The sequence below is a fragment of the Acinetobacter sp. CAU_H_29a_1 genome (genome assembly GCF_058599505.1).
This window is the reverse complement of record NZ_CM178655.1, coordinates 2398526-2423978: the sequence shown is the minus strand read 5'-3', so window position 1 is coordinate 2423978 and position 25453 is coordinate 2398526. Positions and strand designations below refer to the sequence as shown.

26 protein-coding genes, 2 tRNA genes and 3 pseudogenes are annotated in these 25453 nt (G+C 39.5%); 19 read left to right on the top strand and 12 right to left on the bottom strand.

Features of this window, described 5'->3' with window-relative positions; all coding sequences use genetic code 11:
• Nucleotides 1-71 precede the first annotated feature (71 nt).
• Both AC4MDD_RS12100 and AC4MDD_RS12095 read right to left on the bottom strand, forming a co-directional pair.
• Nucleotides 72-542 (bottom strand): IS5/IS1182 family transposase, encoded by a 471-nt coding sequence (locus AC4MDD_RS12100; RefSeq protein ID WP_005399975.1) that lies wholly within the window; start codon nt 540-542, stop codon nt 72-74.
• On the bottom strand, nt 490-885 hold the full coding sequence (locus AC4MDD_RS12095; protein ID WP_039889777.1) for a transposase family protein: 396 nt from the start codon (nt 883-885) through the stop codon (nt 490-492). The genes AC4MDD_RS12100 and AC4MDD_RS12095 overlap by 53 nt, the downstream gene beginning before the upstream one ends.
• 175 nt (nt 886-1060) lie before the next feature.
• Between AC4MDD_RS12095 and AC4MDD_RS12090 the strand changes: the two are divergent.
• Nucleotides 1061-1333: pseudogene (locus AC4MDD_RS12090) on the top strand (hypothetical protein).
• Nucleotides 1334-1452: 119 nt separating this feature from the next.
• On the opposite strand, the gene AC4MDD_RS12085 reads toward AC4MDD_RS12090, so the two are convergent.
• On the bottom strand, nt 1453-2616 hold the full coding sequence (locus AC4MDD_RS12085) for a sterol desaturase family protein (protein ID WP_234962829.1): 1164 nt from the start codon (nt 2614-2616) through the stop codon (nt 1453-1455).
• Nucleotides 2617-2860: 244 nt separating this feature from the next.
• Between AC4MDD_RS12085 and AC4MDD_RS12080 the strand changes: the two genes are divergently transcribed.
• The 6 genes from AC4MDD_RS12080 (at nt 2861) to AC4MDD_RS12055 (ending at nt 6694) form a co-directional block, all read left to right on the top strand.
• Nucleotides 2861-3382 carry a PadR family transcriptional regulator gene (locus AC4MDD_RS12080; protein ID WP_491881712.1) on the top strand — a complete coding sequence of 174 codons (522 nt, stop codon included), beginning with the start codon at nt 2861-2863 and terminating at the stop codon, nt 3380-3382.
• Nucleotides 3383-3391: 9 nt separating this feature from the next.
• Nucleotides 3392-3700 carry a DUF3861 domain-containing protein gene (locus tag AC4MDD_RS12075; protein ID WP_491881711.1) on the top strand — a complete coding sequence of 103 codons (309 nt, stop codon included), beginning with the start codon at nt 3392-3394 and terminating at the stop codon, nt 3698-3700.
• Nucleotides 3701-3770: 70 nt separating this feature from the next.
• Nucleotides 3771-3983 (top strand): DUF2798 domain-containing protein, encoded by a 213-nt coding sequence (locus AC4MDD_RS12070; RefSeq protein WP_491881710.1) that lies wholly within the window; start codon nt 3771-3773, stop codon nt 3981-3983.
• 230 nt (nt 3984-4213) lie between these two features.
• Nucleotides 4214-5206: an NAD(P)H-quinone oxidoreductase gene (locus AC4MDD_RS12065; protein ID WP_491881709.1), complete on the top strand. Its 993-nt coding sequence runs from the start codon at nt 4214-4216 to the stop codon at nt 5204-5206.
• Between the two features lie 203 nt (nt 5207-5409).
• Nucleotides 5410-5640 carry a hypothetical protein gene (locus AC4MDD_RS12060; protein WP_406935408.1) on the top strand — a complete coding sequence of 77 codons (231 nt, stop codon included), beginning with the start codon at nt 5410-5412 and terminating at the stop codon, nt 5638-5640.
• Between the two features lie 148 nt (nt 5641-5788).
• On the top strand, nt 5789-6694 hold the full coding sequence (locus AC4MDD_RS12055) for a helix-turn-helix transcriptional regulator (RefSeq protein ID WP_004694351.1): 906 nt from the start codon (nt 5789-5791) through the stop codon (nt 6692-6694).
• Between the two features lie 140 nt (nt 6695-6834).
• Here the strand turns inward: AC4MDD_RS12055 and AC4MDD_RS12050 are convergent.
• Together AC4MDD_RS12050 and AC4MDD_RS12045 are read right to left on the bottom strand one after the other, a co-directional pair.
• Nucleotides 6835-6920 (bottom strand) — tRNA-Leu (locus AC4MDD_RS12050).
• A 10-nt stretch (nt 6921-6930) separates the two neighbouring features.
• Nucleotides 6931-7004 (bottom strand) — tRNA-Cys (locus tag AC4MDD_RS12045).
• Between the two features lie 152 nt (nt 7005-7156).
• Here AC4MDD_RS12045 and folD point away from each other — a divergent pair.
• Nucleotides 7157-8005 carry a bifunctional methylenetetrahydrofolate dehydrogenase/methenyltetrahydrofolate cyclohydrolase FolD gene (folD, locus tag AC4MDD_RS12040; RefSeq protein WP_491881708.1) on the top strand — a complete coding sequence of 283 codons (849 nt, stop codon included), beginning with the start codon at nt 7157-7159 and terminating at the stop codon, nt 8003-8005.
• A 336-nt stretch (nt 8006-8341) separates the two neighbouring features.
• Nucleotides 8342-9028 carry a class I SAM-dependent methyltransferase gene (locus tag AC4MDD_RS12035; protein ID WP_491881707.1) on the top strand — a complete coding sequence of 229 codons (687 nt, stop codon included), beginning with the start codon at nt 8342-8344 and terminating at the stop codon, nt 9026-9028.
• Between the two features lie 21 nt (nt 9029-9049).
• Here AC4MDD_RS12035 and AC4MDD_RS12030 read toward each other — a convergent pair whose 3' ends face one another.
• Nucleotides 9050-9478, bottom strand: a complete 429-nt coding sequence (locus AC4MDD_RS12030) for a hypothetical protein (protein ID WP_491881706.1) — start codon at nt 9476-9478, stop codon at nt 9050-9052.
• 171 nt (nt 9479-9649) lie between these two features.
• The gene (locus tag AC4MDD_RS12025) at nt 9650-10969 is read right to left on the bottom strand and encodes an MFS transporter (protein ID WP_491881705.1); all 1320 of its coding nucleotides are present in this window, start codon (nt 10967-10969) and stop codon (nt 9650-9652) included.
• Between the two features lie 537 nt (nt 10970-11506).
• On the opposite strand from AC4MDD_RS12025, the gene glpD reads away from it, so the two are divergent.
• A complete protein-coding gene (gene glpD / locus AC4MDD_RS12020; protein ID WP_491881704.1) occupies nt 11507-13024 on the top strand; it encodes a glycerol-3-phosphate dehydrogenase in 1518 nt (505 codons plus the stop codon).
• Nucleotides 13025-13095: 71 nt separating this feature from the next.
• On the opposite strand, the pseudogene AC4MDD_RS12015 reads toward glpD, so the two are convergent.
• Nucleotides 13096-13179, bottom strand: a pseudogene (locus AC4MDD_RS12015) (hypothetical protein); the annotation flags it as partial.
• A gap of 87 nt (nt 13180-13266) precedes the next feature.
• Between AC4MDD_RS12015 and tnpA the strand changes: the two are divergent.
• From tnpA to AC4MDD_RS11995, 4 genes and pseudogenes are all read left to right on the top strand, one after another.
• On the top strand, nt 13267-13650 hold the full coding sequence (tnpA, locus tag AC4MDD_RS12010) for an IS66-like element accessory protein TnpA (RefSeq protein WP_491881703.1): 384 nt from the start codon (nt 13267-13269) through the stop codon (nt 13648-13650).
• Complete coding sequence (gene tnpB, locus AC4MDD_RS12005) at nt 13647-13982, top strand: IS66 family insertion sequence element accessory protein TnpB (protein ID WP_004684362.1); 336 nt, start codon at nt 13647-13649, stop codon at nt 13980-13982. Before tnpA ends, tnpB begins: the two co-directional genes overlap by 4 nt.
• A 74-nt stretch (nt 13983-14056) precedes the next feature.
• Nucleotides 14057-15661 carry an IS66 family transposase gene (tnpC, locus tag AC4MDD_RS12000; protein WP_491881702.1) on the top strand — a complete coding sequence of 535 codons (1605 nt, stop codon included), beginning with the start codon at nt 14057-14059 and terminating at the stop codon, nt 15659-15661.
• 26 nt (nt 15662-15687) lie between these two features.
• Nucleotides 15688-15807 (top strand): annotated as a pseudogene (locus tag AC4MDD_RS11995) (transposase domain-containing protein); the annotation flags it as partial.
• Here the strand turns inward: AC4MDD_RS11995 and AC4MDD_RS11990 are convergent.
• Together AC4MDD_RS11990 and AC4MDD_RS11985 are read right to left on the bottom strand one after the other, a co-directional pair.
• Nucleotides 15804-16130 (bottom strand): hypothetical protein, encoded by a 327-nt coding sequence (locus AC4MDD_RS11990; RefSeq protein ID WP_491881701.1) that lies wholly within the window; start codon nt 16128-16130, stop codon nt 15804-15806. The pseudogene AC4MDD_RS11995 and the gene AC4MDD_RS11990 overlap by 4 nt on opposite strands.
• 104 nt (nt 16131-16234) lie before the next feature.
• Entirely contained in the window at nt 16235-18067 is a 1833-nt protein-coding gene (locus AC4MDD_RS11985; RefSeq protein WP_005399853.1) for a phosphoenolpyruvate carboxykinase (GTP), read from the bottom strand.
• Nucleotides 18068-18482: 415 nt separating this feature from the next.
• Here AC4MDD_RS11985 and AC4MDD_RS11980 point away from each other — a divergent pair, with 415 nt between their 5' ends.
• From AC4MDD_RS11980 to groL, 4 genes are all read left to right on the top strand, one after another.
• The gene (locus AC4MDD_RS11980) at nt 18483-19406 is read left to right on the top strand and encodes a diacylglycerol/lipid kinase family protein (protein WP_279698884.1); all 924 of its coding nucleotides are present in this window, start codon (nt 18483-18485) and stop codon (nt 19404-19406) included.
• Complete coding sequence (locus AC4MDD_RS11975; RefSeq protein ID WP_491881700.1) at nt 19403-20179, top strand: metallophosphoesterase family protein; 777 nt, start codon at nt 19403-19405, stop codon at nt 20177-20179. The genes AC4MDD_RS11980 and AC4MDD_RS11975 overlap by 4 nt, the downstream gene beginning before the upstream one ends.
• A 194-nt stretch (nt 20180-20373) precedes the next feature.
• Nucleotides 20374-20664, top strand: coding sequence for a co-chaperone GroES (locus AC4MDD_RS11970; RefSeq protein ID WP_010326285.1), 291 nt, complete (start codon nt 20374-20376; stop codon nt 20662-20664).
• Between the two features lie 67 nt (nt 20665-20731).
• On the top strand, nt 20732-22366 hold the full coding sequence (groL, locus tag AC4MDD_RS11965; RefSeq protein ID WP_004694331.1) for a chaperonin GroEL: 1635 nt from the start codon (nt 20732-20734) through the stop codon (nt 22364-22366).
• Between the two features lie 253 nt (nt 22367-22619).
• On the opposite strand, the gene AC4MDD_RS11960 is transcribed toward groL, so the two are convergent.
• Together AC4MDD_RS11960 and AC4MDD_RS11955 are read right to left on the bottom strand one after the other, a co-directional pair.
• Nucleotides 22620-22835, bottom strand: coding sequence for a hypothetical protein (locus tag AC4MDD_RS11960; protein ID WP_094148767.1), 216 nt, complete (start codon nt 22833-22835; stop codon nt 22620-22622).
• A gap of 323 nt (nt 22836-23158) precedes the next feature.
• Entirely contained in the window at nt 23159-23857 is a 699-nt protein-coding gene (locus AC4MDD_RS11955) for a hypothetical protein (RefSeq protein WP_491881699.1), read from the bottom strand.
• Between the two features lie 607 nt (nt 23858-24464).
• On the opposite strand from AC4MDD_RS11955, the gene AC4MDD_RS11950 reads away from it, so the two are divergent.
• On the top strand, nt 24465-25415 hold the full coding sequence (locus AC4MDD_RS11950; protein WP_151862591.1) for a MobA/MobL family protein: 951 nt from the start codon (nt 24465-24467) through the stop codon (nt 25413-25415).
• Nucleotides 25416-25453: the final 38 nt, after the last annotated feature.

Sequence of the window (25453 nt, the reverse complement as noted above, 5' to 3'; positions counted from 1 at the left end):
AGATTGAGCTGATTTGAAGGAACCCACCGTAAGGTGGGTTTTTTATTTCTATATTAGACCTCTTTCATAAATCATTTTTTACTCAGTTCCAAATTATAGATCCCAGCAATTAGATTGAACCTCAATCCCAATCTTTTTCCTCGATTGCGATATCGCTCAGCAAGGATTTTGAAGGTTTTCAAACTGCCAAATACATGCTCAATGCCAATTCTTCTTTTGTTAATTTCTCGATTGTAAAGCTTTAGCTCAGGATCTAGTTTGCAGCGTTTTTTTGCTTTTAATGGCAATAGGCTATTTCGATACACTGTGTAAATCCCTTGATAACCCTTATCTGCAAGTATAAAGGCACTTGCAGGAATCTGATTCAAATTGCGTTTGAAAAGTTCGAAATCATGTACAGCACCACGACTTGTGCATAAACTCAGAATTTGCTGAGTTTTATAATGAACAATGGCTTGAACTTTGAAAGTATGTGCCTTCTTCTTACCACTATAGCTTTTCTTCTGTTTTTTTAGGCCTTTGTATTGGAATTTCTGTGGCATCTACGATCACCACATTCCAGTCAATACCTTCGCCTTCAGGCAAATGCTTTGGTAAATTAAATAAATTGGACTTGATGAGGCAGTCCTCTACATGGTGTACGATTCTTGAAGCAGTGGGCTCTGACACGCCATAACTTGTTGCGACATGGAATAATGTTCGGTATTCACGCCAATAGCTTAAGCATAAGAGAATCTGATCTTCTAGGCTTAATTTAGATGGTCTACCTTTGGCAGGAACATGCATTTTCAATTGCTCAACCATTAAATTAAAGGTTGACCATGAGATGCCGGTATATCGCTTAAACTGTGTTTCAGAAAGCTTCTTTGAATAGATGTATTTCATTCAAAGATTATGCCTGAATGTTTAAGATTCTTCGGTACAAATAATCAGCAATAGATAGGTCGTTTTTTGATTTATGAAAGAGATCTATTAGATGGATAAATATTATTCAAATAAATAATGTGATATTTCAATAAAAATCCAGTGCTATAGAATGCCTCTTTTGTAGAGGGGTATTATGAAAAAAATATTATTATTTATTGGTTTAACTTTAAATTGTGGTGTTGATGCTAAACAGCCCGCGCAAAGTGATGAAGCGATTAAGCAAAAAATTATTCAACAATCGATATAAGCATATTCAGGAAATTGTTCTTGTCCTTACAATACTGCAAGAAATGGAAATTGGTGTGATAAACGTAGTGCTTACAATCGAGTCGGTGGCGCTGCGCCACTATGTTATCCAGAAGACGTGAGTGATCGTATGGTCAAAGAATTTAAAAGGCGAGCGTAATTTAAGTTTGATTTACAAGGCTTGGAAAATGAAAGAAAACCTGCGGAGATACAGGTTTTCTATTTTTGTGAGGGATTAGACAAGCTTCAATTATTGAGATTGTTAATCGATTGGTTTTGTTAGGAAGTCTCATTATCTTTGTTTAAGCGCTTTTTCAGCTTATTCACATAGCGTTTAAATGGCCAAGTAAACTGCTTCACAAAACTGTTTGGAATTTTATAGCCGACGGTGCCGTATACACTGGCCAAATGATTAGGCATATAAATCGATTTAAAAATCACGTCGTAAAGTGGAATAAAGGCTGCATAATTTTTATCAATCGCAGGCTTTTCAGAAGAATGATGCCAGTGGTGAAACTCAGGTGTTGCGATCAGCCAGCGCAGATAGGGAAAGCGGAAACGCACGTTTGAGTGAATAAAAATGGCATGGAAAGAAATAAAGACCAAATAAGCAAAGACCGCAGACGTATGAAAACCTAACAAGAAAATTGGCAAGGTTGCGATAAAACGGGTCATTAACACTTCAACAATGTGTAAGCGTGAAGAGGCTAGCCAGTCCATTTGTTCTGTTGAATGGTGAATGGCATGAAAGCGCCATAAAAAATTCACTTCATGCATCGCACGGTGTAACCAATAGGTGGTGAAGTCCACCACAATTAATAACTCAATAAACTGTAACCAAATTGGCTGCGCCTGCACATACGGCACAATTGGGTTATTAGGAATATGCGTGATCCAATACTGAATAGGCATGACCGTTAAAAACGAAAAAAGCTGAATGCCAATATGGCTAAACATGAAATATTTCATGTCTGTGACCCAGCCAACGCGCAGAATTTTCTGTTCAGTGTTCTTTGCAAAGAATCCTTCAAGCGGAATAAAGACTAAAGCAAGGATGATTAAAGTAATAACGAAATAATCAAAACCTGCATAAAAGGGTAGAGCAGGCAATGTCGGTGCTTTGATCAGCCCACAGCCTAAAATAGCTGCTAAAATGGTGATACACAAACCATAAAAACCATATTTATTCTGTTTAATGATCGCACTATAGGTACCAAAACCAGCACTAACGACGATACCGAACAGTAGGGTGTAGTAGAAAACATCATAGTGTTTGCTATATAGCGGGCGTAGTTCTGGTGTGGTGAGCACAGTGGGGAATAAAAAACATAAAGCAGCAAAAATACCCAAAAAGCCTAAGGAAACAGAAAGAAATGCACTGATCTTGCCTTGCCCAGCATTGAGTTGTAGGTTTTCAAATTTTTTTCTAAGTTGATCTGTCATTTTAATTTAATTCTGAATTTTAGGAGTTTTGTCAGAGTTCACTTGAGGGGGGGGGAACGTGAAAACAGAGGTTAAATTTTAGCGGTATTGCAACTGTTCAGCAATCTTATCTAAAAATATCAAGTAATCCTTCACATTTACCCATTTGATTTTAAATTTTGATGTTCTATTTCAGGGCTTGAAGTTGCAATTCTTAAAAAACAACTTAAGATATATCTTAGTAATTTAAAGATGTATCTTGTTTATGTCTAAAGCACAAAAAGTTGAACCCTTTACTCATTTGGAAATAGCGCCAGTGTTACGTAAACAGCGCCTATTTGAAGTGGGTCAGATGAAACTTTTAGCCTTACATCTCATTTCATTTGCACCTAAATATGGCTATGACCTCATTAAAGAGGTGGGTGAAATTGTGGGAGGGGGCTATTGCCCAAGTGCAGGAACGATCTATCCAACCTTGAATTATTTGGAAGAGCAACAGTTTGTTCAGGTCGCATTAGATGGCGCTGAACGTAAGCAATACCGTATAACAACCTTGGGTTTGAAGCATCTTGAGGCTGAGCAAGCAAATGTGGAAAAGATCTTATCTCGTTTCGACACGCGTAAACAAATTCAAAATAATGAACAATATCTTGATATTAAACGTGCGATGGAAAACCTCAAAGCTTCCTTAAAGCTCAAGATACAACACAGTGAGCTGAGCCCTGAACAAATTCGTGCTATTGCAGAACAAATCGATCAAGCAGCAGTGAATATTGCACGTCTCTAGGAAAACAGAATGAAACAACATACTTATGAAGTCACACTCAAACACATTGCAGATGCTCAAGGCAACCCGTCGACCTATACTGATACTTTGAGTTTTAACAGCTATAACCACGACGATATTTTTAAAGTGTTACAGGTGATTCAAAACAGTCTAATGCTGGATGATGAAGCAGCGAAATCATTTACTGTTGGTTTAAAGCTCTTTAGTGAGGTGATGCTAGAGCATAAAAACCTTCCGCTCTTTAAAGATTTTATGCCACATTTTGGGCAGTTTATGAAAGCTTTAAAACAAACCGTTAAAACGCCAAGCCAAAGCTAATTTTTATTTACTCAGGTCGATTATGTTCAACACACTCCCTAAAATTCATATCAAACACTTAAATTGATTAATGCCTTTATTGCTTTCAGGTCTGATGAGTGGTTCTATTTCTGGTTTTAACTTACTATTAAATAAAGGCCTAGTGCATAATTTCTTCCATCTTTGGCTCAAAAGCTGGAGCTTATCTTGGTTGATTGCATTTCCACTGATTATGGTGTTTTTGCCTTTGGTTCGTAAATTTCTAATGCAGTTTGTGTCTTTGCCTGATCAACCACGCAACTGAATACCTGTGCTTTTCATCTGACCTTACTAGTTCTAAGTAATGTTTGAGAGGGATGTTGAATGCAGTCGGATTGATGTCGCAGCTTGCTTTTTTTATCAATGATTAGTGCTATCACGCAGCAAAATAGTCTTCAGGCTATACATAAGTACGGTGTTATTCATTTCAATTTATTTCTATGATCAAATAGGTCTATGAAACTTGAAAAATATCGCAAGAGTTAGGAATAAATCATGTCACAAACAACGATGCAACAGGTCATTATTACAGAGCCGGGTGGTGTGGATAAGCTGGCATATGAAACAGTGACGATCCCTGAAGCAAAAGCAGACGAAGTCTTGGTTAAGGTCCATGCGTTTGGTATTAACCGTCCAGATATTTTACAGCGTCAAGGTTTATATCCCATGCCGCCGGGGGTAACACAAGTACCAGGGCTTGAGGTTGCAGGTGAGGTCGTTGCAGTTGGAGCTGAAGTTACCCAGTTTAAAGTGGGCGATAACGTTTGTGGTTTGACCAATGGTGGTGGTTATGCAGAGTATTGCGTGGTTCCACAAAGTCAAACTTTACATATTCCAAAAAATGTAAGCTTTGTGGAAGCGGCGGCTATTCCTGAAACTTTTTTCACGGTCTGGGCCAATGTGTTCCAAATGGGTAAAGCCAAAGCAGGGGAAGTAGTGTTGGTACATGGTGGAACCAGTGGCATTGGCACCACGGCACTCATGCTATGTAAAGCATTGGGCATTAAAACCTTTGCAACCGTCGGCAGCGATGAAAAAGTACAAGCCATTGCGAATTTGACAGATGCCATCAATTATAAAACCCAAGACTTTGAACACGAGATCAATGAGAAAACGGATAATGCTGGTGTTGATGTCATTTTAGATATGGTGGGTGCACCGTATTTAGAAAAGAATTTGAACTTGCTCCGCCGCGATGGACGTTTGGTTTATATTGCCTTTTTAGGGGGTGCAAAAGCCAAAGAGGTTAAGTTGGGGCAAATTATGATGAAGCGCTTAACCATCACAGGTTCGACCATGCGTGCACGAAATACCGCTGAGAAGGCTGAGATTGCACAAGGTTTACAAGATCATGTGGCACCGTTATGGGCCAAAGGCGATTGCTTGCCGATGATTTATCAAACTTTTGAGTTTGATCAGATTCAAGCAGCGCATGCCTGCATGGACACGGGTGAGCACGTGGGTAAAGTTGTGGTAACAATCCTGTAATATTTCTAGAGTATAAAAAGTAGAGCTGACATCATGTCGGCTTTTCTTTTGCCTAAAATTTTTCCAAAAAATAAAAATAATGTACTGAAAACAGAAAATAATTTCACAAAAATTAAAAAATGATAACTGTTCGACACAACCTGTCAAAACCGTGGTGTAAATTTGAAACTAAATTTAAACCTGACAAATTTACGTGGTTTTAAATGAAAAATAAAACAGAAAAGAGGGTTGTCATGAAAATTTTATCGACATCATATACACATGCGCATGGTTTCCGTGCGCTCAAGCGCCTGCATAAGGCGGTTATCTATAATAGTGTTTTACCTGATGAGTTACATAAGCTATATAAAGCTTTAATTCATTTTGAGCGTTATATAGAGCGTTTAGCGCATCAGCAAACTGTAGTAAAGAAGAAGAAATCTAAAAAACATTGATCGATTTTTTTTTGATAAAAACATGACATAGCTTGAAAGCTGACCGTTTGTCTTTTACTTAATATTATTCAGTGACTTATATTGAATATAATGCTTAGGCATTTAACTATAAATAAAGACACAACATTGATTGTGCAGCGAGGGCAATATGAAGCGTAAAGCTTCAACACATGAACGCCTTGCGGAGCGTTTAGCGAATATTTTGACTAAATTAAATACTGGATATCAATTAGGGGTTGCAGAACTAGCACATGAATTTCAGGTGAGTACGCGAACGATAGAGCGAGATTTTGATCGTCTCAATACGTATTTGCCTTTACTTCAAGATGAATATACCAAGAAGTACTTTTTAGATCCTGTTTATCTTGGGCGCTTTAAGCTACAAGACATTCAGAACTTTGCACAGCTTTCTGGGATTGGTGAGCTCTATCCATCTCTAGATATGTCTTTTCTACGTGGCCTGCTTGATGAGCGTGCAAATCAAGTGTTCTCTGCCAAAGGTTATTATTATGAAAATGCACAGCAATTTGCTGAACATTTTCAGGTTTTTGCGGGCGCGATTCATAAGCGTCAAAAAATCAGTTTTATTTATAATGATCGTTTACGCCATGTTGACCCGTATCGTTTAATTCATCATCAGGGAAGTTGGTATTTGGCCGCAGCTGTAACTGATGAATTACGTGCTTATCGTTTAAGTAAAATAGATCAAGTGGTTGTACATGAGTCGGAGCTTTTCGAGCACCATTTAGAAGTTTTGACCCAATTAGAGCTCAGTGAGGGGATTTGGTTTGCAAAGCATAAGCAAACGGTGAAAATATCGGTGCGACCTGAAGTTGCCTTATATTTTAAGCAACGTCTATTATTGCCAGAGCAACAAATCGTACTAGAAGATGCATCAGGTGGTTTGTTAATTGATTGTCAAATTTGCCATGAAATGCAACTTTTACCTTTGGTGCGCTATTGGATTCCATACATTAAAATTATTGAGCCAGCTCATTTTCAAGAAAAATTAGAACAAGATCTGCAACATTATTTATTACCACCCTTATCGTGATAAACGAATGAGATATTATTTTTAAGAGAGTCAATGTGCTCTCTTTTTTTTTGTGCATTGTATTATGCTTTTTCTGTAGGCATAAAAAAACCAGCTTAACGCTGGGTTCTTTATATGCACCATACTTAGAAGTATAAGAATGGTGCCCGAGGCCAGACTCGAACTGGCACGCTTTGTGGGCGGGGGATTTTAAATCCCCTGTGTCTACCGATTTCACCACTCGGGCTTTAACAAGATGGAGGCGGAGGTCGGAATCGAACCGGCGTCCACGGAGTTGCAGTCCGCTGCATGACCACTCTGCCACCCCGCCGCGTCTTGTTGATGCGTATATTAGCAAGCTCTGAAAAAAAAACAATAGTGCTTTCATTCGTATGCGCATAAAAACAGCATATAGCGAAAAATATTTAAAATTATCATGTATTATGTGCAAAATTGATTCATATCAACACTTGGAGATGTGCCGTGGCATTAGTTTTAGATGGTCGTGCATTGGCAAAACAAATTGAAGCTGACTTGTTAACTCGCGTTGAAGCGCTCAAAGCAAAATCAGGTCGTACCCCAATTCTTGCGACAATTTTGGTGGGTGACGATGGTGCATCTGCAACTTATGTTCGTATGAAAGGAAATGCCTGCCGTCGTGTTGGTATGGACTCACTTAAAGTTGAACTGCCAAAAGAGACCACCACTGAACAATTGTTGGCTGAAATTGAAAAACTGAATGCCAATCCTGATGTTCACGGTATTTTGCTTCAGCATCCAGTGCCTGAACAAATTGATGAGCGTGCATGTTTTGATGCAATCTCTCTTGCCAAAGATGTGGATGGCGTAACTTGTCTTGGTTTTGGTCGTATGGCTATGGGTGAGGCAGCGTATGGTTCTGCGACACCCGCAGGTATTATGACTATTTTGCAAGAAAACAATATCGAAATTACTGGAAAGCATGCTGTCGTTGTAGGACGTTCTGCAATTTTAGGTAAGCCAATGGCTGCGATGCTACTTCAAGCCAATGCGACCGTAACGATCTGTCACTCACGTACTCAAAACTTAGCTGACTTTGTGAAACAAGCCGATATTATCGTGGGTGCGGTTGGTAAGGCAGAATTGATTCAAAAAGATTGGATCAAACAAGGTGCAGTGGTTGTTGATGCTGGTTTCCATCCACGTGATGGTGGTGGTGTAGGCGACATTCAATTGGTCGGTATTGAAGAAGTCGCTTCTGCGTATACACCTGTTCCAGGTGGCGTGGGTCCAATGACGATTACGACACTAATTCGTCAAACAGTTGAAGCTGCTGAAAAAGCTTTAGGTTAATTTTTTAATCTAAGTCATAAAAGCTGCATGGGTAATTGACCTATGCAGCTTTTATTTTAAATTTTATCTGAAATATGAATGAAAAGTGGAATGGCGGAGTCTTTTCTTTAGGCTTTGAATGTTAGGACTAACCTTCGGTTCGACCTACTTTTGTTTTGGTAAAAGTAGGCAAAACCATTGTCATCCACAAAACTCGTCAAATGTTTTCGTATATTTGATTAATCACAGAAACTTTACGCTTTATATGAAAGCCTGCCTCGGACAGTTGTGGATGACATTTACGCGTATCTGGATACTGTGAATTAATTCTTAAATAATAAATTAGGTTTTATTTGAATGAGCTGTACTTTCCAATTTCCTCAAGCACCGAAACATTTGCTAAAAGCCTTGCATGAAGTGATTCCACACTGTGAATTGCTTGCGCAACAGCTTCCTGAAACATCTATTTCTTTGTGGCTCATTCCTCCCGTATTTCCAACCGATAAACTGGATGATGAAATTATTCGCCGTATTTGGAATGAAACACCATATTGGATCTTTTGTTGGGCTTCAGGTCTAGCCATGGCGCAGTGGTTACTGGCAGAGCCTCATCATGTCAAAGATAAGGTAGTGTTGGATTTTGGCGCAGGTTCAGGTGTGGTGGCGATTGCAGCCAAAATGGCGGGCGCAAAACGTGTGATTTGTTGCGATATTGATGCAGTTAGTTTAGATGCTTGCCGTGCCAATGCAGAACTTAATAATGTAGAGCTAGAGTATTTGGATGACTTGTATCAATCTGAACAGGTCGATGTTCTATTGGCTGCTGATGTTTTATATGATCAATGCAATCGTTTCTTTTTAGATGAATTTTTAAAGTTTGCACCTGAAGTTTGGGTGGCGGATAGTCGTGTTAAAAATTTTAGCCATCCGCAATACATGAAGCTCGATGAGCGTAGTGCCACAACTTGGCCAGATCTAGATGAGTCACCAGAGTTTCGTAATGTGAGTTTTTATCGAACTTTAGAGACTCAAAAAGGACACTAAACACTTTTTTATATGAAGGTATTAAGAGCAGGTATAGCGCACAACATGCAGTGTGCTTGGGCGTGCTTCAAGTGACTCGCGTGTTGCAAAGTTTTCACCTTGATGTAGGTCCGGTGTATTGCTTAATCCAAAAGTGGCACGAGTTTGACCAATTTGGCGTCCATATTGGGGAACATCTGCTGCAGTATTAGGAATGTCATTAATACTTAAAACCGCCAATTTATAATTCTTTTGTGAACCTAAAACTTTTTGGCAAGCACGTTGTAATTTATTTTCATCAAGTTGCTGATTTTTACGAGCAGCAAGCGTATAAGCAAGGGTAGCGTTCGACGCTGATTGATGTTCAATTTGATAGTCAACATTGCCATTGTATTGGCGAGGCGTGCTTTGACATGCAGATACTGCTAAAACGATACAGCTTAAGCCTAAAAGTTTATACGTATTTTTCATATAAAAAGTTCCTAACATTATTCTTGTTCTTAGTATGCCATACGCAGGTGTAATTCACGATATTTCAATCAATCAAGTTTCGGCAAGAAATTGATCAGACATAAAAAATGCCTTCATTCGAGAAGGCATTTTTTATGTCTAGCTTATTAACTTACACACTTACTTTAAGCATCAATGATCGGTAATCATACTGTGCTTTTTGGTGTCTTTCATAAAGATGTAAGTCAGTAGAGATAAACCAATCATGAAGGTGATGTAGTAAAAGAAGTAGTTTTCATTTCCTGCATTTTTAAAACTCAACGCTACAAGCTCTGCTGTGCCACCAAAGATGGTATTTGCAATCGCATAAGGTAGGGCAACCCCTAGTGCACGAATATGTGCTGGAAAGAGCTCTGCTTTGACTACGGCATTAATTGCGGTATAACCCGTTACAATTACCATACCGCTCATACATAGCATGAATGCGGTTGTTGGGCTGTTGGTTGAACCAAGACCGTTGAAAATTGGAATCGTGAACAGTACACCCAATACACCAAAAGTGATCATAATTGGTTTACGACCAATTTTATCAGACAGTGCACCCACCACAGGTTGCAATAGCATGAAGACAAAGATTGCAGCTGTGGTGATCTCTGTTGCTGTGGTTTTCTCAAAACCTGAGGTGTTGACTAAGTATTTTTGTAAATACGTGGTAAAGGTATTGAATGCCAGTGTTCCACCTGCAGTCAGCATAATTACGGTGAACGCTTGCTTTGGATATTTGGTAAATAAAGCAAGTGCGCTAGATTTTGGGCCACCATTTTTAGCTTGTTCCTGTGCATCTTTTGAAGATTGGGTTTCAACCAGACCACGACGAATCCAGAACACCACAATGGCAAGTACAGCACCAATGAAGAAGGGAATACGCCAGCCCCATTCAGATAACTGTGCTTCGCTCATCGTACGTTGTAAAATGATCAACACACACAGCGCCAAGAGCTGACCTGAAATGAGAGTCACATACTGAAAACTAGAGAAGAAACCACGATGGTTTTTCCCAGCCATTTCCGTTAAATAGGTTGCGCTTGAACCGTACTCTCCACCGACACTTAAACCTTGTAATAAACGGGCAAAGAGCAATAAGGCAGGTGCAAGCATACCCACACTGGCATAGGTGGGTGCACAGGCAATAATCAAAGATCCCACACACATTAAAGATACAGACAGAGTAAGACCTGATTTACGTCCTTTACGGTCTGCATAAATGCCCATGATCCACGCGCCAATAGGACGCATCAGGAAGCCCAATGCAAAGACGGCTGCAGCTTGTAAAAGTTTTACCGTGTCATCCCCTTCAGGGAAAAACTGTGGCGCGAAATATAAGGTAAATGCGGCATAGACGTACCAGTCATACCATTCAACTAAGTTGCCAGCTGAACCACCGAGAATCGATTTTAAACGGGTCTTTTTATCGATGCTTACTGGAGCAGCTTGGGGGGATAGATCAGTCACAAAAATTTCCCAAAGAGAAGTTCGGAAAATACATCTTTTAACTTTTTAAGTAGAAAAAGTTAAAACAATATATTTTAAGATTAAACAAAAAATTCTGTTTCGTTATACGCCCCTTATCTTTGGACTTCATTCGACTTTAGTCTAAATGTTAGTATGATTTATATGCTGTTAAGTTTTTCTAATGAATATCTTTATTTTAATGGGAAATTATCATTTTACTTATCTAAAACAAACTCTTGTGATTTTTCAATGTGTGAATAGTCAATTAAAATACAAGGGGTTATGGTATTTTTTCTTTTATGAGGATTGTTGTCTTTTTAAAGATAAAATTGTTTTTTAGCTTGTAAATTGGTCGACTTTTCACTGAAAAATCAAAATAAAAAATTAAATTGTAAAAACAGATGCGGTGATTAATTTATTTAGAGTAGCGAATTTTCTCTGGTTTGACTGGCTTTGGAATATGACAAGATTGGATTTTGATGTTAAGTTTAGCGTGAAGAACAAAAATAACACAATAACTCAACGAGAGAGGTGAATATGCAAGACACAGATGCCATTTATGATATTGCCGTTGTGGGCGCGGGCATCAATGGGGTGGGCATTGCAAATGATGCTGTAGGGCGTGGTTTAAGTGTTTTCGTCTGCGAAAAAGATGACTTAGCCAGTCATACGTCTTCAGCCAGTAGTAAGCTCATTCATGGTGGATTGCGTTATCTCGAACAAAAAGAATTTCGTTTGGTACGTGAAGCGCTATTAGAGCGTGAAGTACTATTAAAAAAAGCCCCACACTTGATCCATCCTATGCGTTTTATTATGCCGCATTTGCCTTATTTGCGCCCTGCATGGCTGATTCGTTCAGGCTTATTTATCTATGATTATTTGGCAAAACGAGAAACATTAGAGGGCTCGGAGCTTGTTCATTTTAATGTCGATAGCCCGTTAAAAGATACGATTAAACGTGGTTTCGAATATTCAGATTGTACTGTGGATGATGCGCGTTTGGTGGTAGTCAATGCAATCCAAGCACATGAGCTAGGGGCTCAAATTCGGACACAAACGAGATGTGTTTCTGCGGTTCAGCAGGAGGGGGTGTGGTGCCTAACCTTAGAGCATCAAAAACAACACTACCAAATTAAAGCTCGAAGCTTAGTCAATGCAACAGGTGCATGGGTCACAGATTTTATTCAACAACAACTGTCCCAAACACCAAAGGCAGGCATTCGATTGGTTCAGGGCAGCCATATCATTGTGAAGCGTTTATACCCTGAACAGCATGCATTTATTTTGCAAAATGACGATCAACGCATTGTGTTTGTAATTCCTTATTTAGATGAATACAGCCTGATTGGTACCACGGACGTAGAGTTTGAGGGTGATGCAAATCATGTCCATATTACCGAGCAGGAAACGGCTTATTTGATTGATGTGATTAATGACCATTTCAAGCTTCAATTACAGCAAGGAGATGTGATGTCAAGCTTTGCAGGCGTAAGGGCGCTGTATGATGATGCAAGTACCCAAGCCTCTAAAGTGACACGTGATTATGTACTGGCGATGTCTAAGCCTGTTGCAGATGAAGCGCCATTGTTATCTGTTTATGGTGGAAAGCTAACGACTTATCGCAAGTTGGCGGAAGCGGCTTTGCTACAGCTGAAACGTTATTTTCCACACATGAAAGCGGAATGGACGGCTGAGGCAAAACTCCCAGGTGCGGAAGGTTTTAGTTCAGTCGAGGTTTTATGTGCAGAGTTGATGCATGAAATCAAAGGGCTAGAGTCTCAAACAGCGCATCGTTGGGCAAACAGTTATGGTAGTCGAGTGTGGCATATGCTCGGTGAGAACAAAGATGTACAAACTTCTGGGCAGTCTTTTGGCCATGGTTTGTATCAGCAAGAAGTGGATTATGTGGTGAAACGTGAGTGGGCTGTCAGCAGTGAAGATATTTTAAAACGACGGACTAAACTGTATTTAAAATTTGATGCACTAGAAACTCAAGCTTTAGACCTCTACTTGCAGGATTTACACCTGCGTCGTATGCAAGGGGATGCTGCATAGTGTTGAGTGAGTGTCATGGTTACATTTAATTTCGTTCTATTAAAAAAGCCGCTATCGCGGCTTTTTTAAATTTAAATTTCGATTCCGCCAAGCGCTTTACAGTCTACAGGTGTCTTCCATTTTACAGCTGTTCCCCAAACAACTGGGCGGACAATAGTAAGCGTCCGCTGAACACACCTTATGAATTCGTCCTATAAGCCTTAATTTAGTCCTCACTTAAAAACAAGTGGGGACTTAAATTTATGACTACAAATAATCAGACATCCATCGCATCTCTTACGATAATACGAAGAACATATAGTGCTGAATTTAAACAGCATATCGTTCAGGCGTGTAAAGCATCGGAGGTTTCAATTGCTTCAGTCGCTTTGCAACATGGATTGAATACAAATCTTGTATCCAAATGGATTCGCTTAATTGATGCTAAGCCAAGGAGTGATCGCTCACCACTATCGAATAAACCTGCATTTATTGCCTTATCTTGCTCTGCACCATTAGATCATACTCCTACTGACATGTTAAAAGTTCAAATTACTTTACCCCACTCAAAAGCAGAAATTGGCTTGAAATGGCAAGTATCAGAAATATCTGCTTTAGCAGAATTACTCAAGGCACTTACAACATGATCCGTATCGATGAAATCTGGTTGTCTACCCAGCCCATGGACATGCGTGCAGGTATGGATACGGCCATGGCTCAGGTGGTGAGAGCCTTTGGCTACATTAAACCGCATTGTGCTTACCTGTTCTGTAATAAACGTGGCCATCGCATGAAAGTGCTGGTACATGATGGACTGGGGATCTGGCTGTGTTCTCGGCGGTTGGAACAGGGCAAATTTCACTGGGCTAAAGTTCATCAGGGTGAAACCCTGGCACTCAGTCCAGAACAGTTACAGGCACTGATCCAGGGTTTGCCTTGGCAGCGCATTGGACGACAGCAAGTGGTCACAATGCTCTAAACTAGCTTGGTCCATTCTGCTATTCTCCAAACGTTCTATTTCATTCTTCTCATGACCTCAGGCATACTGCGGTCATGAATACACTGCCTGATTTAAGCCAACTGACCCATGAACAACTGCTGGAATTTACCCGGCAGTTGGCAATGCAGCATCAGTCTTTGGCACAATCAAATCAAGAATTAGAAAAATCAAACCAGCAATTGGATGCCAAAGTTCAACATCTTTCCATTCTCACGCAAAAATACGAGCATGAGCTCGCACTATTTAAACAGCACAAATTTGGCAGTAAAAACGAACATCTCACCGCAAAACAAATCCATCTGTGGGATGAAGCGGTCGAAGAAGATATTGCCGCTGTTGATCTGGAACTGGAACGGCTGAATGCAGATAAAACTGATGCAGCGACACACAAAGCCACAGTCAACAAACCTAAACGTCGACTGCTGCCCGATCATCTACACACCATCCGTATCGAGCATGAACCAACATCAACCCAATGTGCTTGTGGCTGCACCTTGCGTCGTATCGGCGAAGATATCAGTGAAAAACTACATTTCAGACCGGCACAGTTCTATAAGGAACAGCATGTGCGTGGCAAATGGGTCTGTGATCAGTGTGACACCCTGACTCAGCAAGCGATGCCCGCCTATGTGATTGATAAAGGTATTGCCAGTCCTGAACTACTGAGCCATGTGTTGGTCTCGAAATACGCAGATCATTTACCGCTGTACCGTCAACGTCTGATCTATCAGCGGGCGGGAATCGAGCTTTCTAGATCAACTTTATCTGACTGGATAGGTCGCTGCGGTGTAGAACTGGAGCCTCTGGCCAATGCTTTAAAAGAGGTGGTGCTGCAACAGCGGGTGCTGCATGCAGATGAAACACCAGTCACCATCATGCGGATGGGTGATGATGAGAAAAAACCGAAGAAAGGTTATGTCTGGGCCTATGCAACAACCCAATATAATCCAATTCAAGCCGTGATTTATGACTTTCAGGATAGTCGTTCAGGCCAGCATGCTGAAGCGTTCCTGAAAGACTGGCAGGGCCATCTGGTCTGTGATGATTACAGTGGTTATAAAGCACGCTTTAAATCAGGCCAAGTTATTGAGGTGGGCTGCATGGCGCATGCGCGTCGTAAATTCCATGAACTGCATGTGACCAAGAAAAGTCAGGTCGCTGAACAGGCCTTAGTGCTGATTCAGAAACTGTATGCCATAGAAGCAGAACTCAGGAGAAAGACCGATGGTACAGCAGAACAGCGCCGCGAATACCGACAACAGCATAGTCAACCGGTGATGCAACAACTGTATGAATGGCTCAACCAGCATCAACTGACGGTGCCATCGAGTTCTCCAACCGCCAAGGCCATCAATTACACTCTGAAGCGTTGGCCAGCTTTAAGCCGCTATCTGGATGATGGCAATCTACCGATTTGCAATAATTGGGTGGAAAACCAGGTGCGGCCTTGGGCGTTGGGACGTAAGAACTGGTTATTTGCAGGTTCGCTGCGCAGTGGTCAGCGAGCGGCAAACATCATGACTTTAATCCAGTCAGCAAAGCTGAATGGGCTGGATCCGTATGCCTATTTAAGTGATGTGCTGAAAAGATTGCCGACCCATAAAGTGACCCAAATAGAAGAATTGCTACCACACCGCTGGAAATCCAACTCAAATTAAAAAATAGACATGGGGTTCAGCGGACGCTTACGAATGGGCTGGATCCGTATGCCTATTTAAGTGATGTGCTGAAAAGATTGCCGACCCATAAAGTGACCCAAATAGAAGAATTGCTACCACACCGCTGGAAATCCAACTCAAATTAAAAAATAGACATGGGGTTCAGCGGACGCTTACGGACAATACGCCAAGGCCAAAAGCCAAAACGTTGGCTGGCATTGTAGTTAATGACGACGTTACCACCGACTTGATGTGCACGTTCAGCAAAACGCGGATAGAGTTCAACCACACTGCCATAAGTGCCTTTAGCGACTTTGATGCGCTTTTTGATTTCAAATTGAGTTGAATCAGGTGTGCCTTTGATCGCGCAAACATGAAGTGCTGGCTGAGTTGTTGCTACTTCTGTTTGAGCCATAACTAGGCTTGATAGACCCATTAGACCAATTGTGAGTGTGAGTTTTTTAAGCATGAATTACCCCTTGATAAATTTTTGTTGAGTTATAAAGTTTTAAAATTATAAATAGATTAAAAAAAGACCGCTTACGCGGTCTTTTTTTTGGCTTAATTTAAAGATTAAGCAGATTGCTTAACAGCATCTAAAAGTTCGTTTTGGCGAGCTTTAAGTGCAGCTGGTAGGCGGTCACCAAGTTTGTCGAATAGTTCAGTATGGCTTTCAAGCTCTTTGATCCATTGATCTTTGTCTTGAGAAGTCACAAGGTCAAACTGTGCTTTAGTGAAGTCAGAACCTGTCCAGTTCAACTGTTCATAAGTTGGAACTAAACCAATTGGGGTTTCAACTGCATCAGCACGACCTTCACAACGGTCAATGATCCACTCAAGAACACGCATGTTTTGACCGAAACCAGGCCATACGAAGTTGCCTTCAGTATCACGACGGAACCAGTTCACGTTGTAGATGCCCGGAAGTTTGTTGCCCGCAGCTTTAGCTTTTACTGCTACTTCTTCACCAAGCTCTAACCAGTGAGAGAAGTAATCCGCCATGTTGTAACCCGCAAATGGAAGCATTGCGAATGGGTCACGACGAACAATACCTTGTTGGCCAACGGCCGCAGCAGTTGTTTCAGAGCCCATAGTTGCAGCTTTGTAAACACCATCTACCCAGTCAAATGCTTCTGAAATTAGAGGCACTGTGTCCGCACGGCGACCACCAAAGATGAACGCTGAAATTGGAACGCCTGCTGGATTTTCCCAGTCAGCATCGATAGAAGGGCATTGACCCGCTGAAACAGTGAAGCGCGCATTTGGATGAGCTGCTTTTTCTGCGCCAGTGTGAGGTTGACCTTTCCAGTTAGTCAGGTTAGCAGGTGCTTCTTTAGTTAGACCTTCCCACCATACTTCACCATTATCAGTTACAGCAACGTTGGTATAAATCACGTCTTTGTGAAGTGTAGCCATACAGTTCGGGTTGGTCTTGGTATTGGTACCAGGCGCTACACCGAAGAAACCTGCTTCTGGGTTGATTGCATATAAGCGACCGTCTTCACCTGGTTTGATCCAAGCAATATCGTCACCTACAGTTTCAATTTTCCAACCTTCGTAGCCTGCTGGTGGAATCAGCATCGCGAAGTTTGTTTTACCACAAGCAGAAGGGAATGCCGCTGCGATGTAGTGTTTTTCGCCTTGAGGGTTAGTCACACCAAGGATCAGCATGTGTTCTGCTAACCAACCTTGTTGACGACCCATAGAAGAAGCAATACGTAAAGCTAAGCATTTTTTACCTAACAATGCATTACCACCGTAACCAGAACCGTAAGACCAGATTTCACGTGTTTCTGGGTAATGCACGATGTATTTTTCAGGGTTGCAAGGCCATGCAACATCTTTTTCGCCATCAGCAAGCGGCGCACCAACAGTATGTACGCAAGGAATAAATTCACCGTCTGTACCAAGAACGTCATAAACAGCTTTACCCATGCGAGCCATTTTAGACATGCTAACTGCAACATAAGGAGAGTCAGTTAATTCGATACCAATATGCGCAATATGAGAACCTAATGGGCCCATAGAGAACGGTACTACATATAAAGTACGACCTGCCATTGAACCGTCAAACAAACCATTTAGGCGAGCACGCATTTCAGCAGGCTCTTCCCAATTGTTTGTTGCGCCAGCATCTTCTTGTTTTTCAGAGCAGATGTAAGTACGACCTTCAACACGAGCAACGTCAGAAGGATCAGAATTAGCAAGATAAGAACCAGGATGCGTTTCTTGGTTAAGCGCTTGCATTGTGCCGTTAGCGATCATCAAGTTGATATAACGTTGATATTCTTCTTCGCTGCCGTCACACCATTCAATTTTCGCTGGTTTTGTTAATTTTGCAATTTCTTCCACCCACGCAATAAGCTTAGGGTGACGAACGAATTCTGGTGCGTTCACTTGGGTCATGGTGAGGCCTATCTCAAATATGTACACGTTTGTACAAAGTACAATCTCAGCAATAAAATTTACTGCAGAGATGAAAAGATGAAAAAAAAGTGGCTGTATTAAAGCATAATTTGATAAAAAAAATAAGACCAAAGGCGTATCTAAATTATGAACAGTTCGATGGGGTTGCTTCATTTTAACTATTAAAAAACAATAGTTTGTTTTGATTTTTTGCTTTTATTTTGTGTATTTATTATATTTATGAGGATTATTCATTTAAGATATTAGTATTAAAATCATATGCTTGCATTTATTTTGTGATTGAGATTTATTATTGATTAAATAAATGGTAGTCATTTGAATTTTACATAACAAAACTGTTAAGTGTTGAATATTTGGACAAAAATAGAGCAGTTACTTCAATTTTAGGTGCAAAATGTCAGAACAACTCAAACCTTTATCACTTATTTATAATAAAAAATCAGGTTTTCATGCTGCAAATAAAGATGAAGTGTATGAACAGTTGGTAGCAGATTTGAGTACTGCGGGTTTTGAAATACAGTCATTTGAGTTAAGTGAGTGCATCAACTTTGATCAGATGATGCAAGATATTTTACTACGTCATCGTCAAGCGGAGAATGTAGGGGTCGTGGTTGCTGCAGGTGGTGACGGAACTTTAAATGCAGTTGCATCTAAATTGATGGGAACGGATATTCCTATGGGGATCTTGCCTCTAGGTACATTTAACTATGTTGCGCGAGTGTTGAATATTCCGTTGGATTTATTAGATGCGGCCAAAACAATTAGTGAAGGGCAGCCACGTTCTGTACATGTGGCACAGCTGAATCAACATATCTATTTGAACAATGCCAGTTTAGGGCTTTATCCTTTATTTATTCAAAAAAGAGAACAGTTTAATAAGCATTTTGGGCGCTTTCCATTGCATGCGTATACCTCAGCATTGGATGTTCTCATCCGCGACCGTAAAGAGTTAAAACTTGAAGTAGAAGTCGATGGACAGCGCTATCCAGTGAAAACGCCATTGATTTTCTTTGGCAATAATCAGCTTCAACTGGCTGAAATGAAACTACGTATTGCCGAGGCGGCGGAAGCAGGCAAAGTGGCGGGCGTGGTAGTAGCAAAAAGTGATAAGCGGACTTTGTTCAAGACCTTATGGCAGCTGATTAAAGGCAATTTAGATCAGGCTTCCGATGTCTATAGCTTTGCAGCAGATGAAGTGATTGTTCATTCAAAGCGTAATAAGCTTACGGTTGCGGTAGATGGTGAAATTGTCACGATGACACCACCGCTGAAAATTACAGTACGTAAACATGCGTTGAATATCATGGTTCCTGCATGATTTTACATTTGTCGGATTTACACTTTGGGACCGAACGCGAAGTCTGTTTGAAGGCCATTCGTCAGTTATGTGAGGAACATCCTTTTGAAGCAGTGGTGGTCAGTGGGGACTTGACGCAGCGTGCGCGGTTTATTCAGTTTTATGCTTGTCGGCAGTTTTTAGACAGTTTAAAGCTGCCGTATTTGGTGGTGCCGGGAAATCATGATATTCCGCTGTACCATGTATGGAATCGTTTTTTCAGCCCCTTTGCACGTTATCAACTATTTTTTGGGGGGATGGAAAATACCTTAGAAACTGAACATTTTTATGTCATTGGAGTGAATAGTATTCGTCGGCGTTACCACACGCGAGGGCATATTTCACTGAGCCAAATCCAAGAGATTGACCTGAAGTTGCAGCAAGCACCAGCGCACAAAATTAAACTGATCGCCGCGCATCAGCCTTTTTATACTCCGCCAGACCATAGTCATGGTGTGAAAGACTGTCCAATGCTTGGTCGTATTGCATTGGAGCAATGGAGCCAACATGGTTTAAATGGACTTTTACATGGGCATTTACACCACGCTGCCGTTTATGATTTGAATCAGATTTATCAACTTGGGGTATCGCATCCTGTGCTGGATATTCATGCGGGAACGGCAACGTCTTATCGTTTACATGCGGGCTTGCCCAATAGCTTGAATATTATTTTGCCGAATGCTGATGTACAACATTTGAGCTTTAACGCTGAAACAAATCACTTCGAGTTGATGCAGCAAAATACGTCAGATTGAATTGAGTGCCTAAACTTTGATGAGGTTTGCTTAAAAAGAGCGCAAAAATATAAAAATATTTTGTGTTTGCCCTTGAAGCGTTTTATTCCATCCCCACAAAAGTGTCATATCAAAATTTTGTTGATGACCTAGGAATAAGAAGTCATCTTCACATCGTAAACAACGGCATTTTAAAAATGTCTATGGAGCAAGAAATGAGCAAAATTCGTCCTTTACATGACAACGTTGTGATTCGCCGCGTAGAAAAGGAAACTAAAACTGCAGGTGGTTTAATTTTGAGTACTTCTGCTGCTGAACAGCCAGCTCAAGGTGAAATCATTGCAGTAGGCAATGGCAAAATTACAGACAATGGCGTTCGTGCTTTAGACGTAAAAGTGGGCGACAATGTACTGTTTGGTGCATATGCAGGCACTAAAGTTAAAGTTGAAGGCGAAGAACTTCTTGTGATGAAAGAGTCTGATATTTTAGCGGTTCTTGAAGGTTAATTCAGAACGTTCATTTGCTGTTTAAGCAATACAATTGATTAAAATTTAAGAATATTTGGAGTTTAGTATGTCAGCTAAAGACGTAAAATTTGGTGATTCAGCTCGTTCTAAAATGATTGCAGGCGTAAACGTGCTTGCAGATGCTGTAAAAGTAACTTTAGGTCCTAAAGGCCGTAACGTTGTGATCGACCGTTCTTTCGGTGCGCCGCACATCACTAAAGATGGTGTAACGGTTGCGAAAGAAATTTCTCTAAAAGACAAATTTGAGAACATGGGCGCTCAATTGGTTCGTGAAGTATCTTCTAAAACCAATGACATCGCTGGTGACGGTACAACAACTGCAACTGTACTAGCTCAAGCAATTTTAAATGAAGGCATCAAGTCTGTAACAGCGGGCATGAACCCAATGGACTTGAAACGCGGTATTGACCTGGCTGTTAAAGCATTGGTTGCTGAAATTAAAGCAACAGCAAAACCTGCTTCTGATACTAAAGCGATTGAACAAGTCGGTTCAATCTCTGCAAACTCTGACGAAACTGTAGGTAAACTCATTGCACAAGCAATGGAACGCGTAGGTAAAGAAGGCGTGATTACCGTTGAAGAAGGTTCAGGCTTTGAAGATGCTTTGGACGTTGTTGAAGGTATGCAGTTTGACCGTGGTTATATCAGCCCATACTTTGCAAACAAACAAGACACATTAACGGCTGAACTTGAAAATCCGTTCATCTTGCTTGTTGACAAAAAAATCAGCAACATCCGTGAATTAATTACTGTACTTGAAGCTGTTGCTAAAACTGGTAAACCACTTTTAATCATCGCTGAAGATGTTGAAGGTGAGGCTTTAGCTACACTTGTTGTTAACAACATGCGCGGAATTATCAAAGTATGTGCGGTTAAAGCGCCAGGTTTTGGTGACCGTCGTAAAGCAATGCTTCAAGATATCGCAATCTTGACTGGCGCGACTGTGATTTCTGAAGAAGTAGGCATGACTTTGGAACAAGCTTCTCTTCAAGACTTAGGTACTGCGCACAAAATCACTGTGTCTAAAGAGAACACTGTGATTGTTGACGGTGCTGGTGATGCAGCTCAAATTGCTGAACGTGTCACTCAAATTCGTGCGCAAATTGAAGAATCATCGTCTGAATACGACAAAGAAAAACTTCAAGAACGTGTTGCTAAATTGGCAGGCGGTGTAGCTGTAATCAAAATTGGTGCAGCGACTGAAGTTGAAATGAAAGAGAAGAAAGACCGTGTGGATGATGCGCTTCATGCAACACGTGCTGCTGTTGAAGAAGGTGTAGTTGCTGGTGGTGGTGTTGCACTGGTACGTGCTGCAGCTGCGCTTGACGGTGTAAATGGTGCGAATGACGACCAAAATGTTGGTATCAACATTTTACGTCGTGCGATTGAAGCGCCACTTCGTCAAATCGTTGCGAATGCGGGTGATGAGCCTTCAGTTGTGATCAATGCTGTGAAAAATGGCGAAGGTAACTTCGGTTATAATGCTGCAACTTCTGAGTATGGCGACATGCTAGAAATGGGTATTCTTGACCCTGCGAAAGTAACGCGTTCTGCACTTGAACATGCTGCATCTGTAGCAGGTTTAATGTTGACAACTGAATGTATGATTACTGACGTTCCAGAAGACAAGCCTGCAATGCCCGATATGGGCGGCATGGGCGGTATGGGCGGAATGATGTAAGCTGCCTATATTTTGATTAAACTACTGTAATTTAATATAATTAAAATTTTATTAAATAAACTTACTCACAGTGTTACTCACATTTGAGTTTGTTACAAAAAAGGTCACAAATTTTATTTGTGGCCTTTTTTTAATTTTATAGTCCTATGCTTAGTTTTCTTCAAGAAGTCATAGTATGGATTAAGAATTTGACTACTAGATGAGTGGATATGTTAAAAAATCAGGCACTTTTAGTCATAGAACAACATTTACGTCAATCTGGCGTAAGAATGGAATCTTCCTCATGAAGAATACAGGCAAGCACATAACTATTAAGCCAGTAATTTTTACGCCCATCTTTTATTGGTCTTTTCACACGACCGCTTTTAATTCGATCATATAGTTCTTTTTCAGAGATATTCATTCTCAAAGCAAATTCAGCTGTAGATACGCGCCTTTCTGTGTTTGTAAGATCTATGCATACACCCATATAAATCATCTCCTTTATTATCTGGTTTTAATAGATACACTCTTAAAATAAAGATTATCAAATCAATATAAAAAAAGACGAGAAAAGTTTAAAAAAACAAAAAAAAGGTTTATTTTTTAATTTATTATATCAGTAAAATAATCTTAAGTTTGTTTAGGTGGGTATTGATTAAATTAGAAATGGTTTTTTGTAAAGTGGTTTATTAAAAAATATTATTATAAAATAAGAGTGCTTAATTTATAGAAACGCACACGACTTAGCCGACCGATGGTGTCGGTCGGCTATTAACGTTTACTGCTTTTTTTCTGTTAATTTTTTAAAATTTACTCATCGTAAATTTTGAACGGATTATTTAATTTGAGTAAAATTGAGTTCTTTTTATTGTTAAATTTTCTTCCAGTTTCTGAAATATTAAATTCATTTATCTCTTCAGTGTTAAATGATTTTCTATCAAAATAATCATGTATTAAATGGAGTTTCATGATCTCAAATAATATCTCAAGTGGATCATCGTCAATATTATTTAATTTAAGTAGTGATAGTAATGTTCCGCCTATAAAAAACTTTTTATGATTCTCTCTATTTCTCTTTTTAGTGTTTTTCTGCTTTTCTAAAGCATCATCCGTGTCTAAGATGTTTTGATGGATTTTTATTTTTATATTGTCAGGTAGTTTTGACATATAATTGTCTAACATTTTTTCAGCTAAAAAATAATGTTTAAGCACTGGTGGAACAACTTCTTTGATATAGCTGTAATCTAAAATATCCCGTTCTATTTTTGTAATATGATGATCATCTTTTTCTAAGATAAGCGTAAGTGTTTCATTGTATTTGATTCTTCTATTTATATATTGATAGGTTTTCTTGAGCAAATATTTTTCTTTATCAATAAGTTCTCCTAATTTTTTTTGTTCGATTAATTGAATGACATCATAATGTGTTTTTTCGAAAGCGGGATTATTCATTGCAAAATATTCTATTGAATAAATGTGATCTTGTGTTGTTAATGCTGTACGACTCATCTTGATATTTTCTCACTAAAAAAATAAAAAATGTATATCACATGTCAATTTTAAAACTTGAGAAAAGTTTAAATATTCAAATAAAAGTTCTGCTTTTTTTCTGCTCTCTGTTAGTCCTGTTAATTTGGCTGTTAGTTCTTCTGTTAGTGATGAGAGATAAAAATCATTTTTTGCGAATGCAAAAAAAAGATTTTTATCTCGTCTCCGTGTTCATTTCAATTCGCTTTCAGCGAATCAAAATGAACCCTACGTCTCGCCCTGCGGAGCACTTTTAGTTTCTTAAGCTATTGTATTTAAATTATATTATTTATTGTGTATTGGAAAAAGCACTTGAAATGGCTAAAAAATATACAAACGTCTGTTACACGTTAAAAATTGGGGCTGTTACATGTTTTTTTGCTTAAAGTTTGTTCGGTGTTACACGTTAAAACGGGAGGTGTTACACGTTAAAACTGGGGGGTGTTACACGTTAAAAGTACGTATATTTATGATGCTGATATATTTTCTATAAAAAAATCGCATTATTTTTCATTTTCTACATCAAACGAATAAAATTTTTGAATAATTTTATATGCTCCATTTTCATTATTTGAAATTGGATTTGTATATGTATTATTTTGATTTACGTCATAATGTGAAAGAAATAAAAATTCAGCATAAAAATTTGCGTAGAGACAAATTTAGACATTCTTCAGAACTCGGTTATCACTACATTACGCGAACATTATATTTTTCAACGCATAAACAAGATATTGAAGAGCTTGAATATACAGCATCAGCCAATATGCCAATCTGGGCAGCTGATAGCCCCGAAGTATTTTGGAATGCAGCAGATCAATATGAAAGTATGAATGGTCGAACATCTACGCATATTACCGTTGCTCTGCCGAAAGAACTTGATTGTATGCAACGTATTGAATTGTCGAATCAACTTATAGATGAATTCTGCGGTCAATATCAGATGCCCTACAGCTTTGCCATTCATAATCATGTTTCAACCCTCGATGGGCGTTACGAACAACCGCATTTGCATTTATTATATTCAGAGCGAAGTATTTATGATGGTATTGAACGAACACCAGAACTGTATTTTCAAAGACACTGTCCAAAGAATCCTGAGAGAGGTGGTGCCAAGAAACTAACAGCAGATGTAATTGGACTCGGTCGTCATCAAATTAATCATTATCGAAAAATCACAGAAAATGTCATAAATAAATTTTTAAAAGAATATGCACCAGTTAAAGAAATTGAAATTTACGGTGTGAAACTACAGGTTGAAAATAAGGTCTCATGTTTATCGAATGAAGATTATAACCAAAAAAATGGGACAAATTTAAAAGATGTTCCGCAAATACCTCGCCATTATTTACATAGTAAAGATCCGGATATTCAAGAAAAAATTCAAATGGTTAGAAAAATAGTTAAAGAGATTCGAGAAGCGAATTTATATGAATTGCATCAAGCAGAGTATCAGTTTGAATTGTGCAAAAGAAATCAGTATCAATATGAAAATAACGATATTGCTCGGAAGCCTAAATCCAATGATTTAGACTTCTAATTTATTTTGATTGTCTGGCTGAGTCATAAGTAAGTTCA

What these genes read in the sequence shown, in the direction of transcription:
- AC4MDD_RS12055 (WP_004694351.1), top strand. Translation starts at nt 5,789, where the DNA reads ATGAAGCGTAAAGCTTCAACACATGAACGCCTTGCGGAGCGTTTAGCG.
- AC4MDD_RS12070 (WP_491881710.1), top strand. Translation starts at nt 3,771, where the DNA reads ATGCCTTTATTGCTTTCAGGTCTGATGAGTGGTTCTATTTCTGGTTTT.
- AC4MDD_RS12060 (WP_406935408.1), top strand. Translation starts at nt 5,410, where the DNA reads ATGAAAAATAAAACAGAAAAGAGGGTTGTCATGAAAATTTTATCGACA.
- AC4MDD_RS12095 (WP_039889777.1), bottom strand. Translation starts at nt 885, where the DNA reads ATGAAATACATCTATTCAAAGAAGCTTTCTGAAACACAGTTTAAGCGA.
- groL (WP_004694331.1), top strand. Translation starts at nt 20,732, where the DNA reads ATGTCAGCTAAAGACGTAAAATTTGGTGATTCAGCTCGTTCTAAAATG.
- AC4MDD_RS12065 (WP_491881709.1), top strand. Translation starts at nt 4,214, where the DNA reads ATGTCACAAACAACGATGCAACAGGTCATTATTACAGAGCCGGGTGGT.
- AC4MDD_RS12100 (WP_005399975.1), bottom strand. Translation starts at nt 542, where the DNA reads ATGCCACAGAAATTCCAATACAAAGGCCTAAAAAAACAGAAGAAAAGC.
- AC4MDD_RS11960 (WP_094148767.1), bottom strand. Translation starts at nt 22,835, where the DNA reads ATGGGTGTATGCATAGATCTTACAAACACAGAAAGGCGCGTATCTACA.
- AC4MDD_RS12085 (WP_234962829.1), bottom strand. Translation starts at nt 2,616, where the DNA reads ATGACAGATCAACTTAGAAAAAAATTTGAAAACCTACAACTCAATGCT.
- tnpB (WP_004684362.1), top strand. Translation starts at nt 13,647, where the DNA reads ATGATCCGTATCGATGAAATCTGGTTGTCTACCCAGCCCATGGACATG.
- AC4MDD_RS12035 (WP_491881707.1), top strand. Translation starts at nt 8,342, where the DNA reads ATGAGCTGTACTTTCCAATTTCCTCAAGCACCGAAACATTTGCTAAAA.
- AC4MDD_RS11985 (WP_005399853.1), bottom strand. Translation starts at nt 18,067, where the DNA reads ATGACCCAAGTGAACGCACCAGAATTCGTTCGTCACCCTAAGCTTATT.
- AC4MDD_RS12080 (WP_491881712.1), top strand. Translation starts at nt 2,861, where the DNA reads ATGTCTAAAGCACAAAAAGTTGAACCCTTTACTCATTTGGAAATAGCG.
- glpD (WP_491881704.1), top strand. Translation starts at nt 11,507, where the DNA reads ATGCAAGACACAGATGCCATTTATGATATTGCCGTTGTGGGCGCGGGC.
- AC4MDD_RS11955 (WP_491881699.1), bottom strand. Translation starts at nt 23,857, where the DNA reads ATGAGTCGTACAGCATTAACAACACAAGATCACATTTATTCAATAGAA.
- AC4MDD_RS12030 (WP_491881706.1), bottom strand. Translation starts at nt 9,478, where the DNA reads ATGAAAAATACGTATAAACTTTTAGGCTTAAGCTGTATCGTTTTAGCA.
- AC4MDD_RS11970 (WP_010326285.1), top strand. Translation starts at nt 20,374, where the DNA reads ATGAGCAAAATTCGTCCTTTACATGACAACGTTGTGATTCGCCGCGTA.
- AC4MDD_RS11950 (WP_151862591.1), top strand. Translation starts at nt 24,465, where the DNA reads ATGTATTATTTTGATTTACGTCATAATGTGAAAGAAATAAAAATTCAG.
- AC4MDD_RS11975 (WP_491881700.1), top strand. Translation starts at nt 19,403, where the DNA reads ATGATTTTACATTTGTCGGATTTACACTTTGGGACCGAACGCGAAGTC.
- tnpA (WP_491881703.1), top strand. Translation starts at nt 13,267, where the DNA reads ATGACTACAAATAATCAGACATCCATCGCATCTCTTACGATAATACGA.
- AC4MDD_RS11980 (WP_279698884.1), top strand. Translation starts at nt 18,483, where the DNA reads ATGTCAGAACAACTCAAACCTTTATCACTTATTTATAATAAAAAATCA.
- tnpC (WP_491881702.1), top strand. Translation starts at nt 14,057, where the DNA reads ATGAATACACTGCCTGATTTAAGCCAACTGACCCATGAACAACTGCTG.
- AC4MDD_RS12075 (WP_491881711.1), top strand. Translation starts at nt 3,392, where the DNA reads ATGAAACAACATACTTATGAAGTCACACTCAAACACATTGCAGATGCT.
- AC4MDD_RS11990 (WP_491881701.1), bottom strand. Translation starts at nt 16,130, where the DNA reads ATGCTTAAAAAACTCACACTCACAATTGGTCTAATGGGTCTATCAAGC.